The sequence below is a fragment of the Bradyrhizobium sp. G127 genome, from assembly GCF_021502575.1.
Taxonomy (GTDB): Bacteria; Pseudomonadota; Alphaproteobacteria; order Rhizobiales; family Xanthobacteraceae; genus Afipia.
On the sequence record NZ_JAKFGN010000001.1, the window covers coordinates 107,293 to 120,524 of the forward strand.

Consider the following 13,232-nt stretch of genomic DNA (forward strand, 5'->3'; position numbering starts at 1 on the left):
GTCTCACATGGTCTGCTGGGCGGCTTCAATCAACTGGCGCAGGGTTCCGCGCAACATCTCGGCGTCGGACGGGTCCTTCAGGCGATCCATCTCGTCAAAAGCCTGGTCGGCGAAGGACAGCGCCATCTGCTTCGGGATGACGGTGGCGCCGCAGCCGAGCGCCAGAATCTGCCGCAACGCCATCAGCACGCGCAATCCACCGAACTTTTCCTCGGAGGCAGCGCCGATGGCAAACACGCGGTCGCGAAATGCCTGACCGAAGATCTCGTTGCGGTCGCGCGCCCGCGTTGCCCAGTCGATGGCGTTTTTCAGCAGCGGCGGCACCGAGGAGTTGTATTCCGGGGTGATGATGAAAACGCCGTGATGCGCGCCGATCATGCGTTTGAGATTGAAGGCGTTGGCCGGCACGCCGGATTTCGCCTCAAGATCACCGTCGTAGATCGGCAGCGGGTAGTCGGCGAGAGAAATCAGCGTGACATTCACATCGAGCAGCGCCAGCTCCTTGGCCGCCACGGCCGCCAGTCTCGCATTGAACGAGCCGGTCCGCAGCGAGCCGGGAATGACGAGGATTTTCAGCGCGGCCATGATGTCCCTTCGCCTTCAAACAGAACCGAGGCGGCTCATGGCGAAAGCGCAGAGAGTTTATAGCTTGGCGGATTTAGAGACGCAAAAAGAGGGCTGAAAAGACCGATCCTATTTAATGGGCATGATCTGGTCCGAAAACCGGTGCCCACTTTTCGGGATCATGCCCTAACCCTTGCGATAGACCCAGACGCGCGCCGGCGGCAGGTTCATCCAGATCCGCTCGGAGGCCTGGGTGTGAATCCCCGGCAGCGATTTCGGGATCGGCGGCGCCACCGAATAGGTGAACTGGATGAAGGGGGCACCCGGCTCCATTTTCAGGAACGCGTCGCGCATCAGCTTCATGCGGATCATCATCGGCTTGGTGACGAGCGGCAGGCCGGACACCATCGCGGCCGCAGGCTCCTTCATCTCCGACAGCGTCTGATCGAGATTGTAGGCGTCGCCCTGGATTACGGTCGCCTGCGGATAGCGCTCGCGCAACAACGCGCAGAAGCCGGGATCGAACTCCACCAGCACCAGACGCTTCTCGGCAACGCCGTGGGCAATCAGCGCATCGGTAATGGCGCCGGTGCCGGGGCCAAGCTCGATGACAGGTCCAGCGGAATGCGGATCAACGTAACGGGCGACGGTGCGCGCCAGAACCTTGCTGGAGGGCATCACCGCGCCCATGTGCAGCGGCTTTTCAATCCACGAGCGGAGAAAGCGGACCTCGTCGAGACGAAGCGGCTTTTTCAACGCACGCGCAGAGGATTGGGGGGCCATGATACTTCCAGCGGAGCCCGGGGACGGGCGAGGCGTCAAATTTCCTTCACAAAGGGGTACAGACGCAAGCAAAAAGCGTCAAGGACCGGTACTCAGGGCGTATTCGCACGGGTTCCGAAGAAGTCCTTGACCATCTTGAAGAATCCGGCCGCCTCGGGCTGGGTTTCACCCGACGACAGCTTCTCGAATTCCGCCAGCAGCTCTTTCTGCTTCTTGGTCAGGTTCTGTGGCGTCTCGACCACGACCTGCACATACATGTCGCCCATCTGCCGGGAACGCAGCACCGGCATGCCCTTGCCGGCGACGCGGAAACGGCGGCCCGACTGGGTGCCGGACGGCACTTTCACCTTGGTCTTGGTCTTGTCGATGCTCGGCACTTCGAATTCGCCGCCCATCGCCGCCGTCACCATCGATACCGGAACCCGGCAGTGCAGGTCGGCGCCGTCGCGCTGGAAGAACTGGTGCGAGGCCAGTGACAGGAAAATATAGAGATCGCCCGCAGGACCGCCCTGCACGCCCGCCTCGCCTTCACCGGCGAGACGAATGCGAGTGCCGTCCTCGACACCCGGCGGGATATTGACCGACAGCGAGCGGTCCTTGGTGACGCGGCCCGAGCCGGAGCACGACGCACACGGCGTCTCGATCATCTGGCCGCGACCCTGACAACCCGGGCAGGTCCGCTCCAAGGTGAAGAAGCCCTGCGCCTGGCGGACGCGACCCGCGCCGCCGCACATTGAGCAGGTCTTCGGCTTGGTGCCGGCCTTCGCGCCGGTGCCGGAACATGTTTCGCAAGTCACCGCGACCGGAATGTCGATCTGCGCGGTCTTGCCGGAGAAAGCTTCCTCCAGCGTGATTTCCATATTGTAGCGCAGGTCCGCGCCGCGCTCGCGGCCGCCCCGGCCGCCGCGCTGTCCGGCCATGCCGAACAGATCTTCGAAAATATCGGAGAACGAGGACGCGAAGCCCGCACCGAAACCGGCGCCGTGACCGCCGCCATTGCCTTGCTCAAAGGCGGCATGGCCATAGCGATCGTAAGCGGCACGCTTGTTGCCGTCCTTCAGGATCTCGTAGGCCTCGGAGATTTCCTTGAACTTGTGCTCGCAGGACGGATCGCCCGGATTCTTGTCCGGGTGCCATTTCATCGCGAGCTTGCGGAAGGCCGATTTCAGTCCGGCTTCGTCGACAGTGCGCTCGACTTCCAGTGTCTCGTAATAACAGGCCTTAGACATGGCTGATCTGGTTCATGCGAGTCTGGATTTATCTGATGCGGTTCACCACGAAAAACCTCCCCCGCGAAGGGGAGGTTGACCGTGTACGGGTTACGCGGACTTCTTGTTGGTCTTATCGTCGTCGACTTCGGTAAACTCGGCGTCAACGACATCGTCCTTCGCGGCATCCTTGGCGGCGTCCGCCTCGGCCTGCTGCGTGTACATCGCCTCGCCCAGCTTCATCGAAGCCTGAGCCAGCGTGTTGGTCTTGGTCTTGATCGCCTCGGCGTCGTCGCCCTTCAAGGCTTCCTTGAGATCCGCCAGCGCATCTTCGATCGCCTTGCGCTCGGGCTCGCCGACCTTCGCACCATGCTCGGCCAGCGCCTTCTCGGTGGAATGCACCAGCGCGTCGGCATGGTTCTTGGCGTCGACAGCCTCACGCCGCTTCTTGTCCTCGGCCGCGTTGGCCTCGGCATCCTTGACCATCTTCTCGATGTCGCTGTCGGACAATCCACCGGACGCCTGAATGCGAATCTGCTGTTCCTTGTTGGTCGCCTTGTCCTTCGCCGAGACGTTGACGATGCCGTTGGCGTCGATGTCGAACGTGACCTCGATCTGCGGCATGCCGCGCGGCGCAGGTGGAATTCCCATCAGGTCGAACTGACCGAGAATCTTGTTGTCGGCCGCCATCTCGCGTTCACCCTGGAATACGCGAATGGTGACAGCGCCCTGATTGTCCTCGGCAGTCGAGAACACCTGGCTCTTCTTGGTCGGGATCGTGGTGTTGCGCTCGATGATGCGCGTGAACACACCACCCAGCGTTTCGATGCCGAGCGACAGCGGCGTCACGTCGAGCAGCAGCACGTCCTTGACGTCGCCCTGCAGCACGCCGGCCTGAATGGCGGCGCCGATGGCGACCACCTCGTCGGGGTTGACGCCCTTGTGCGGCTCTTTTCCAAAGAGCTGCTTCACCACTTCCTGAACCTTCGGCATGCGCGTCATGCCGCCGACCAGAACAACTTCGTTGATCTCGGCCGCGGACAGGCCGGCATCCTTGAGCGCCTTGCGGCAAGGCTCGATCGTCTTCTGCACGAGATCGTCGACCAGCGCTTCGAACTTGGCGCGGGTCAGCTTCATGGTCAGATGCTTCGGACCGGACGCATCCGCCGTGATGAACGGCAGGTTGATTTCGGTCTGCGTCGTCGACGACAATTCGATCTTGGCCTTTTCAGCAGCCTCTTTCAGGCGCTGCAGAGCGAGCTTGTCGTTGCGCAGGTTGATGCCCTGCTCCTTCTGGAATTCGTCGGCCAGATAGCTGACCAGACGCATGTCGAAATCTTCACCGCCGAGGAAGGTGTCGCCGTTGGTGGACTTCACTTCGAACACGCCGTCGCCGATCTCGAGGATCGAGACGTCGAAGGTGCCGCCGCCGAGATCGTACACCGCGATGGTGCCCTGCTTGGTCTTGTCGAGACCGTAAGCAAGCGCCGCCGCAGTCGGCTCGTTGATGATGCGCAGCACTTCGAGACCGGCGATCTTGCCGGCGTCCTTGGTGGCCTGACGCTGGGCGTCGTTGAAATAGGCAGGAACGGTGATGACCGCCTGATCGACCTTCTGGCCGAGATGGGCTTCCGCGGTCTCTTTCATCTTTTGCAGGATGAAAGCGGAGACCTGCGACGGCGAGTAGGTCTGGCCATCGGCCTCAACCCAAGCATCGCCGTTGCCGGCCTTTACGATCTTGTAGGGGACGAGCTTCTTGTCCTTTTCGACCGTCGGATCGTCGTAGCGGCGGCCGATGAGGCGCTTCACGGCGAAGATGGTCTTTTCCGGATTTGTCACCGCCTGGCGCTTGGCCGGCTGGCCGACGAGGCGTTCACCGTCGTCAGTGAGGGCGACAATGGACGGGGTCGTCCGCATGCCCTCGGCATTCTCGATCACTTTCGGCGTTTTGCCGTCCATCACAGCGACACACGAGTTCGTGGTGCCGAGGTCGATCCCAATGACCTTTCCCATGGTCCTCTAGTCCTTCTTTTTGCGGCAGGTTGGCTGGGCCCTGACGGCGCACCAATCCAAACCCCCAATATCAAATGTTCGCGACGTCGCGACGCTCCGCCTCATATAGGAGGGGCCCCTAGGCCTGCAAGGACCGGCCCTTGTAAACAGCAGGGAAAATGAATTTTCACGCAGAAGGCCGGATCCCACCGCCGGACGTGGAGCCGGGGACAATGCGTCAATTTGCAACGATTCAGGGGTTGATCTCATGGCCCGGCGCAGAAACAGTTCGACCCGCGCCGCACGCGATGAAACTTCCACTCCGCTTCACCAAACCGCCTCAATGCGGCATCAGTCAGGTCTCATGAAAACGATCGTCCGCGTCCTCACCCTCGTCGCCCTCACCGCCGCTGGCCACTCAGCCATCGCCGCCGATGCGGTATTCCCCCCCGGCGCGCGCGTTGGACTGGTGCCGGCCGAAGGGCTCGCCGTGGCCAAGGAATTTCTCGGCTTCGAAGCCGAAGACCAGAAGATCAAGGTCGGGGTCGCCGAGATTCCCCCCGCGGCATTCGAGGCCGTCGAAACGGCGCTGAAAGAAGGCAAGACCGCCGGCCCCGGACCAAAGCCCGAAGCCTTCGAGACAGCGGCTGGCAAGGCTTACATCACATCCGACACCGGCAAGGACGGCGCCACCGCGATCCGGATGTATTCGCTGATCGTATCCGGCGGTGAGAAGTTCACGGGCTATGTCATCGCCCAAGTCCGCGACGATGCAGCAAAACCCTTGTCCGAGGAAATCATTCGCAAGATGCTGTCGTCGGTCGCCCTGCGCAAGGAAGTCCCGGTCGAAGAACAGCTCAGCCTGCTCCCTTTCAAGATCGGCGATCTCGGCGATTTCAAGACCGTGCGCACGCTGGCACCACGCTCATCGGTCCTGCTGACCGACGGCACCGAGGACACCAAGCTCGACGGCGCGCCCTACATGGTGATCGGGCTGGTCGGAGCGGGTCCCGAAAAATCCGACGATCGCGGGCGCTTCGCCCAACAAGTCGCGGCGACCATTCCCGGCCTGCGCAACGCGCGTATCACATCGAGCGAGCCGCTTCGGATCGAAGGCACGCCCGGATATGAAACACGGATCGATGCCGTCGCCGGCAAGGACGATACGCCGGTGACCGTGGTGCAGTGGCTGCGATTCGGCAGCGGCAGTTCGCTGCGGATCATCGCGAGCGCCACGCGCGAGGAATGGCCGAAAGCTTTTCCGCGATTCCGCGCCGTCCGTGACGGCATCGATCCGCGCTAAAGGCGCTTAGTCGTTCGCTGAATCCTGCGCAGCCGAAGGCGCACTCTTTGCGCCGCCCTTGGCCACTGCGACCAGCGCCGGCCGCAACACCCGCTCGCCGATCGTGTAACCGCCCTGCACCACCTGCACGACGGTGCCCGCCGGCACCGAGGAATCCGGCACTTCGTACATCGCCTGATGAAAGTTCGGATTGAACTTCTCGCCGAGCGGGTCGAGCTTCTGCACGCCGTTCTTCTCCAGCGTCTTGTGCAGCGAGCGCTCAGTCAGTTCGACGCCTTCAATCAGCGCCTTGAGGCCTGCGTCAGCGGCTTCCCGCGCCTCGACCGGCACCGCATCCAGCGCGCGCTGCAGATTGTCGGCGATGTCGAGCACGTCGCGCGCGAACGCCGTGATGCCGTAGGTGCGCGCATCAGTGACTTCGCGCTGGGTGCGCTTGCGGAGATTTTCCATCTCGGCCAGCGTGCGCAGCATGCGGTCCTTGGCGTCCGCGACCTCCTTCGTGAGCGCTTCGACAGAACCTTCCTCGGGATCGTCAGGCATCACGTAAGGCTTTGAGACCACAGGCTCCTTGTCGTTCGCCAGCTCCGGCGCGGACGCATCCTGCGGTTCCTTTTGCCCATTGGAATTGGCCATAACTCACCTTTTCAGAAAATCGTCGTCTGGAATGCGGGAATGTTAATCCCGCATATCGTGCTTTAGGCGCGGAAAATCAAGCGCAAACGCGCTATTTGCCGATCAGCTGGCTGACGATGCGGGCGGCATAGTCCACCATCGGAATGACCCGCGCATAGTTCAGCCGGGTCGGACCGATCACGCCCAGCACACCGACGATCTGACCCGCGCCGTCTCGATAGGGCGCGATGATGGTGGAAGAACCGGACAGCGAGAACAGCTTGTTTTCGGAGCCGATGAAAATGCGGACGCCATCGGCGCGCTCGGCGCGGCCGAGCAGATCGATCACGCCCTTCTTGGCTTCGAGATCGTCGAACAACAGCCGCACCCGCTCGAGGTCTTCCAGCGCGTGCAGATCTTCCAGCAGGTTGGCGTGGCCGCGAACGATCAGTTGACGTTCCTCGCTGGCGCCGCCGGACCAGCTCGCGATTCCCGCCGTGATGACTTTCTGCGTCAGTTGATCGAGTTCGTTGCGGCTCTGTGTCAGCGCGACTTCGAGCTCGCTGCGCGCCTCGGCCAGCGTGCGGCCGCGAATCCGCGCGTTGAGAAAATTCGAGGCTTCCGTCAGCGCGGATGTCGGCACGCCCGGCGGCAACGGCAACACGCGGTTCTCGACCTGGCCGTCTTCCGCCACCAGCACGACGAGCGCCTGCTCCGGCTCCAGTCGCACGAACTCGATATGTTTTAGCCGCACATTGGACTTTTGCGTGAGCACCACGGCCGCGGCGCGGGTCAGTCCCGACAACCGCGTCAGGGCCTCGCTCAATGCCGCTTCGACCGATGTCGCGCCGCCGACCGATTTGAGCTGGGTCTCGATCGACTGCCGTTCAGGCTCCGACAGATCGCCGACCTGCATCAGCGCATCGACGAAGAAACGCAATCCCAGTTCTGTCGGCAGCCGCCCGGCCGATGTATGCGGCGCATAGATCAGGCCCAACTGTTCCAGATCCGACATCACGTTGCGCACCGAAGCCGGCGACAGCGGAAGGGTGATCAAGCGCGAGATGTTGCGCGAGCCCACCGGCTCGCCGGTCGCAAGATAGCTCTCGACGATCTGGCGGAAAATATCCCGCGACCGCTCGTTGAGCTGGGCCAGTCCCGCGTTCGGCGTTATCAGGTGACTGATCGGGTCGTGATGGGCCAAATCGAGCTCCAAACGGGTTGTTCTCGCTACAATTGTCCATCGCGTGGCGACATGACAAGCCGCTTTCGCTGGACATCCTTATCTTCCCTTGCCGCTGCGATCCCAACCCCCTAAAAGCAGCGCCAAATCAAGGTTTCCCAAGTTTCAGGAGGATTTACCATGCGGCCGAGCCGTCGCGCGCCCGACGAACTGCGCCCCGTCACGCTGGAACGCGGCGTGGTCAAATACGCCGAGGGTTCCTGCATGGTGAAATTCGGCGACACCCATGTGCTGGTGACCGCCACGCTGGAAGACCGGCTGCCTCCCTGGCTCAAGGGTCAGGGCCGCGGCTGGGTCACCGCTGAATACGGCATGCTGCCCCGCGCCACCCATGAGCGCATGCGCCGCGAATCCGCCGCCGGCAAGCAGAGCGGGCGTACAGTCGAAATCCAGCGCCTGATCGGGCGCTCGCTGCGCACCACCGTCGATCTCGTTGCACTGGGCGAACGCCAGATCACCGTGGACTGCGATGTCATCCAGGCCGACGGCGGCACCCGCACCGCGTCGATCACCGGCGCATGGGTTGCGCTGGCCGATTGTCTGCAATGGATGAAGGCGCGCAACATGCTGAAGAACGACAACGTGCTGCGCGACAACGTCGCCGCAATCTCCTGCGGTATCTACAACGGCACGCCGGTGCTCGATCTGGATTACGCGGAAGATTCCGAAGCCGAGACGGATGCGAACTTCGTCATGACCGGCGACGGCCGTATCATCGAAGTCCAGGGCACCGCCGAGAAGACGCCGTTCTCGCAGGAGGAATTCCTCAGCCTGATGGCGCTGGCGAAAAAGGGCATCGCCCGGCTGGTGGACCTGCAAAAAATGGCGGCGGCGTAACGACTTTGACGTCATGGCCGACATGACGGGGATATACTGATGTCCATGCATCGCCGAATCACCGGCCGCCTTGTGATTGCGACTCACAATCCCGGCAAGCTCGCCGAGATGCGCGAGCTGCTGGCCCCTTATGGCGTGGAGGCGGTGTCGGCGGCTGAACTCGGTCTGGACGAACCGGATGAAAACGGCACAACGTTTCAGTCTAACGCGCGCATCAAGGCTGCAGCGGCGGCGAATGCAACCAGTCTCCCCGCCTTCGCCGATGACTCCGGGCTCGCCGTCGATGCGCTTGATGGCCAGCCGGGTATCTACTCGGCGCGCTGGGCCGGCAAGGACAAGAATTTTCTCGTCGCCATGACGCATATTGAACGCCTGCTGCAGGAGCGCGGCGCGAAGGAGCCCGCGCAACGCAAGGCGCACTTCGTCTCGGCGCTGTGCGTGGCATGGCCGGACGGACATATCGAGGAAGTCGAAGCGCGCGTCGATGGCACACTGGTGTGGCCGCCGCGTGGTGACGCAGGATTTGGCTACGATCCGGCCTTCCTTCCCGACGGTCATGCGCGCACCTTTGGTGAGATGACCAGTATCGAGAAACACGGCCTGCCGCCGCACGGCATGGGGCTGTCCCATCGCGCCAAGGCGTTCGTAAAACTCTCGGAGCTGTGCCTCAAATGAGCACCGACGCGAAAAATGCTTTCGGCGTTTACGTGCACTGGCCGTTCTGCCTGTCAAAGTGTCCGTATTGCGACTTCAACAGCCATGTGCGTCACGCGCCAATCGACGAGTTTCGTTTCGCCCGCGCGTTCGAACGCGAGATCGAAACCACCGCCGCGCGCAGCCCGGGCCGCGAAGTCACATCGATCTTTCTCGGCGGCGGCACGCCATCCTTGATGCAGCCGCAAACCGTTGGCGCGATTCTCAACGCCATCGGCCGTCACTGGCATGTGGCGAGCGATGTCGAGGTAACACTGGAAGCAAATCCGACCAGCGTCGAGGCCACGCGGTTTCGCGGCTATCGTGACGCCGGCGTGAACCGGGTTTCCCTCGGCGTACAGGCGCTGGACGACGCGTCATTAAAGGCGCTCGGACGGCTGCACACGGCGCGCGAGGCGCTCGATGCGGTGGCCATCGCGCGCTCGGCGTTCGACCGCTATTCGTTCGATCTGATCTACGCGCGGCCGGACCAGACGCCGAAGATGTGGGAGGACGAGTTGAAGCTCGCGATCTCCGAAGCCGCCGAGCATCTGTCGCTGTATCAGCTCACCATTGAGCCGGAGACGCCGTTTTTCGGCCTGCATGCAGCGGGCAAGCTCAAGACTCCGGATGAAGACGTCGCCCGCGCGCTTTACGACGTGACGCAGGAGGTCTGCGCGCAGCACGGCCTGCCTTCCTACGAAATATCAAATCACGCGCGGCCGGGCGCCGAGTGCAAGCACAATCTGGTTTACTGGCGCGGTCAGGAATATGCCGGCATCGGGCCCGGCGCACATGGCCGTCTCGACATCGGCGGCATCCGTCACGCCATCGCCACCGAGAAGCGCCCCGAGACATGGCTGATGCGCGTCGAGGCGCAAGGCCACGGCGTTACCGCCGACGAACTCCTCACCAGCGAGGAGCGCGCCGACGAATATCTGCTGATGGGTCTGCGCCTTGCCGAAGGCATCGATCCGGTGCGCTACCGCGCGCTGTCCGGTCGCTCGCTTGATCCGCGCCGGATCGAAATCCTGCGCGATGAAGGCGCGATCGTCGTCGATCCCGACGGGCGCGTGCGCGTGACGATGCAGGGCTTTCCAGTGCTGGACGCGGTGGTCGCGGATCTGGCTGCGTAATACTGCTCGTCATTGCGAGCGAAGCGAAGCACTCCAAAGCGGAAAGCAAAAAGCTGCGGCGTTACGCCCCGAAACTCTTCGGCGAACCGGCCACGATCTGGCCACCGCCGGGCGTGGCGCGCATCACAGCCAGACCGCGCTCGTTGGTGCCGTCGCTGCGGAAACGAAACAGTCCATCGATACCGGCGAAGCCCGACGGATTGGTCAGGACGTCCGGTGAAAAACGCTGGCCGCCCTGTGTGCGCGCGAGTGCTGCCACCAGTGCGACGCCATCATAGGCCAGCGTCGCAGTGCGCACCGGATCGCCGCCATACTTGGCGCGGTAGCGGCTGGAAAAACTCCGGAAGCCCGATGGGTCCGGCGCGGCATACAGGCCGCCGCGCAGATTGGCATTGGCAAACACCCGCGGATTGTCCCACAGGCCGGTGCCCAGAAGCTGCAGGCGTTTAAGATCGGCACCGTTCGCCGCAAGCGCATCGGCGACACCCACCAGCGCATCACCATCGTCGGCAAGCAGCAATGCATCCGCGCTCGCCAGCGCCTGACCGAAAGTGCGCGCCGAGGCCGAAGGATCGCCGCTATATTTTTCGAAAGCGACGATGCGGCCACCCTTGCGTGCAACGGCTTGCTTGAAAGCCGCTTCCACCACATTGCCGTAGGCATTCTCCGGCAGGAAGGCCGCGAAAGATCGTTTGCCGGTGCCGGCGGCATAGTCGACGATACGATTGACGTCGGACTCGGGCAGGAAACTCAGCAAATACACGCCGCGGCCCGCCACGCTGGAGTCGGTCGAGAATGCAATCATCGGGATTCCGCGACCGCGCGCGACCTGCGCGGCACCCGGCACCGACAATGCGAAAAGCGGCCCGAGAATAATCTCCGCGCCTTCATCAACAGCCTGTTGCGCACCTTGCTGCGCGCCCTGCGCCGAGCCGTTGTCATCCTTGACAAGGAGCTGGATGTTCGGATTCTGAAATTCGGCAAGCGCAAGCTCAGCAGAGTTGCGCATCGACTGCGCGGCCACGCCCGCATTGCCCGACGCCGACAGCGGCAACAGCAAACCGACCTTGACCTGACCTGATCCGAGTGCCGACGGCTGTTGCTGCGGCCCGGCGGACTGATCGCCCCCGAACGGACCGCCGCCGCCAAACGGAGAGCCTGCGCAGCCCGCGACCAGCGGCGCGCCGAGAATCAGCCCCACCGCGCTCCGGCGGGTCGCGCCGGTACGTTGGGGCTCTGAATTGAACGGCGGGGCCATCACATCTCTTCCATAAGGTCCGATCCGGAGGAGCCCGGGTGCACGTCCTCAGGATCATCTGGAAGGGGATTTGGGCATATTGTCGGCCATAAGTTAACCAAAACAAAAGCATTTCCGCAGTGTCCCTTTCAGGAGAACAATTACCGCGCTGTTTGCAGGTGCGAACAAGACGAAACCGCCCATCGGAGCTAGATTGTCCGGATGCGCACCAACCAGATCCCTGTTCCACCACCCGGCCTCTCTCCCGGAAGTTCCAGTCGCACCTTCACGGTCGCCGGACAGCTGGTAACCGCGCCCAAGGCGGCTCCGGGGCTCTATCTCGTGGCAACGCCCATCGGCAATCTCGGCGACATCACGCTGCGCGCGCTGGAGACCCTGGCGGGGGTCGACATCGTGGCCTGCGAGGACACCCGCATCACGCGGCGGCTGATGGAACGGTTCTCCATTTCAGCGACGCTGATGCAATACCACGAGCACAACGCCACCGTGGCGCGACCGAAGATTTTGGAGAAACTCGCGCAAGGCGCATCCATCGCTCTGGTGTCCGATGCCGGTACGCCGCTGATTTCCGATCCCGGATTCAAACTGGTGCGCGAGGTCAGCGCGGCGGGGTTCAACGTGATCGCACTGCCCGGACCGTCGTCCGTGCTTGCGGCATTGTCGGTGGCGGCACTACCCACCGACCGGTTTTTCTTCGAGGGCTTCCTGCCATCAAGACAAACCGCGCGCCGCGCACGTCTCGCCGAACTGGCGCGCATCGATGCGACACTGGTGATATTCGAAAGCGGCGCACGGGTGCAGGATTCTCTGCACGATCTCACCGCCGTCATGGGCGATCGCGAAGCTGCGATCTGCCGCGAAATGACCAAACTGCACGAGGAAGTCCGACGCGCGACACTTGCCGAGCTTGCGGCCGTGGCGGACGATCTCGAAACCCGCGGCGAATTCGTGCTGGTGATCGGGCCGCCCGCGGCCGATGCGGGCATGAGCGAAGATGCACTCGACGAGTTGCTGCGAACATCGCTGACGCGCGGCAGCGTCAAGGACGCCGTCTCGCATGCTGTTGAGGTCTCCGGACGGCCGCGGCGCGAAATCTATGCCCGCGCGCTGGAGCTATCGAAGAACAATCCGGCGCGGAGCGGCGATGACGCGGAATGACGATCCGCCGCCACGCCCGATCAAGGCGCGCGAAAGAATCGCGTCGCCCGCGCGCATCGCGGCGTTTCAGACTGGATTGTCCGCCGAGAGCAAGGCTAGCGCCTATCTGATCGCCAAGGGCTACCGGATTCTGGCCCGGCGCTTTCGCACGCCTTACGGCGAAATCGACATCGTGGCGCGGCGGCGTAGCCTGCTGGCCTTTGTGGAGGTCAAGGCGCGCGCCAGTCTCGACGATGCGGCCTATTCGGTGACACCACAGCAGCAGCAGCGCATTGTGGCTGCCGCGCAGGCCTGGCTGATGGCGCACCCGGAGCACGCCGAGTTCGACATGCGGTTCGACGCGGTCCTGATCGCACCAAAACACCTGCCAAGACATCTAATGGCGGCGTTCGACGCCAGCGCCTGACAGGCAGGGTTGCGTGCAAAATCTCTGGCAACGTCAGAA

13 protein-coding genes are annotated in these 13,232 nt (G+C 63.0%); 6 read left to right on the plus strand and 7 right to left on the minus strand.

All coding sequences use genetic code 11. The features are described from left to right. Positions 1-3: 3 nt before the first annotated feature. From LVY71_RS00550 to dnaK, 4 genes are all read right to left on the minus strand, one after another. Positions 4-585 (minus strand): NADPH-dependent FMN reductase, encoded by a 582-nt coding sequence (locus LVY71_RS00550; protein ID WP_235097262.1) that lies wholly within the window; start codon positions 583-585, stop codon positions 4-6. A gap of 165 nt (positions 586-750) precedes the next feature. Continuing rightward, on the minus strand, positions 751-1,347 hold the full coding sequence (locus LVY71_RS00555; protein ID WP_235097263.1) for a class I SAM-dependent methyltransferase: 597 nt from the start codon (positions 1,345-1,347) through the stop codon (positions 751-753). Positions 1,348-1,439: 92 nt separating this feature from the next. Continuing rightward, positions 1,440-2,576, minus strand: coding sequence for a molecular chaperone DnaJ (dnaJ, locus tag LVY71_RS00560; RefSeq protein WP_235097264.1), 1,137 nt, complete (start codon positions 2,574-2,576; stop codon positions 1,440-1,442). A 90-nt stretch (positions 2,577-2,666) separates the two neighbouring features. After that, positions 2,667-4,568 carry a molecular chaperone DnaK gene (gene dnaK / locus LVY71_RS00565; protein ID WP_235097265.1) on the minus strand — a complete coding sequence of 634 codons (1,902 nt, stop codon included), beginning with the start codon at positions 4,566-4,568 and terminating at the stop codon, positions 2,667-2,669. 343 nt (positions 4,569-4,911) lie between these two features. Here dnaK and LVY71_RS00570 point away from each other — a divergent pair, with 343 nt between their 5' ends. Next, entirely contained in the window at positions 4,912-5,850 is a 939-nt protein-coding gene (locus LVY71_RS00570) for a hypothetical protein (RefSeq protein ID WP_235097266.1), read from the plus strand. Positions 5,851-5,856: 6 nt separating this feature from the next. Here the strand turns inward: LVY71_RS00570 and grpE are convergent, their stop codons facing one another. Both grpE and hrcA read right to left on the minus strand, forming a co-directional pair. Then, positions 5,857-6,483, minus strand: a complete 627-nt coding sequence (gene grpE / locus LVY71_RS00575; protein ID WP_235097267.1) for a nucleotide exchange factor GrpE — start codon at positions 6,481-6,483, stop codon at positions 5,857-5,859. Positions 6,484-6,574: 91 nt separating this feature from the next. Beyond that, a complete protein-coding gene (gene hrcA, locus LVY71_RS00580) occupies positions 6,575-7,666 on the minus strand; it encodes a heat-inducible transcriptional repressor HrcA (RefSeq protein ID WP_235097269.1) in 1,092 nt (363 codons plus the stop codon). A gap of 159 nt (positions 7,667-7,825) precedes the next feature. Here hrcA and rph point away from each other — a divergent pair, with 159 nt between their 5' ends. Genes rph through hemW form a run of 3 tightly spaced genes read left to right on the plus strand, consistent with a single transcriptional unit; the run spans position 7,826 to position 10,371 of the window. Then, positions 7,826-8,542, plus strand: a complete 717-nt coding sequence (gene rph, locus LVY71_RS00585) for a ribonuclease PH (protein ID WP_235097270.1) — start codon at positions 7,826-7,828, stop codon at positions 8,540-8,542. A gap of 36 nt (positions 8,543-8,578) precedes the next feature. Then, positions 8,579-9,217: an RdgB/HAM1 family non-canonical purine NTP pyrophosphatase gene (rdgB, locus tag LVY71_RS00590; protein WP_235099973.1), complete on the plus strand. Its 639-nt coding sequence runs from the start codon at positions 8,579-8,581 to the stop codon at positions 9,215-9,217. Further along, entirely contained in the window at positions 9,214-10,371 is a 1,158-nt protein-coding gene (gene hemW / locus LVY71_RS00595; RefSeq protein ID WP_235097271.1) for a radical SAM family heme chaperone HemW, read from the plus strand. The genes rdgB and hemW overlap by 4 nt, the downstream gene beginning before the upstream one ends. Positions 10,372-10,432: 61 nt before the next feature. Here hemW and LVY71_RS00600 read toward each other — a convergent pair whose 3' ends face one another. Beyond that, positions 10,433-11,629 carry a penicillin-binding protein activator gene (locus LVY71_RS00600; protein WP_235097272.1) on the minus strand — a complete coding sequence of 399 codons (1,197 nt, stop codon included), beginning with the start codon at positions 11,627-11,629 and terminating at the stop codon, positions 10,433-10,435. 201 nt (positions 11,630-11,830) lie between these two features. On the opposite strand from LVY71_RS00600, the gene rsmI reads away from it, so the two are divergent. Both rsmI and LVY71_RS00610 read left to right on the plus strand, forming a co-directional pair. Beyond that, positions 11,831-12,787: a 16S rRNA (cytidine(1402)-2'-O)-methyltransferase gene (gene rsmI / locus LVY71_RS00605; RefSeq protein WP_235097273.1), complete on the plus strand. Its 957-nt coding sequence runs from the start codon at positions 11,831-11,833 to the stop codon at positions 12,785-12,787. Beyond that, positions 12,774-13,193, plus strand: a complete 420-nt coding sequence (locus LVY71_RS00610; protein WP_235097274.1) for a YraN family protein — start codon at positions 12,774-12,776, stop codon at positions 13,191-13,193. Before rsmI ends, LVY71_RS00610 begins: the two co-directional genes overlap by 14 nt. Positions 13,194-13,232 lie beyond the last annotated feature (39 nt).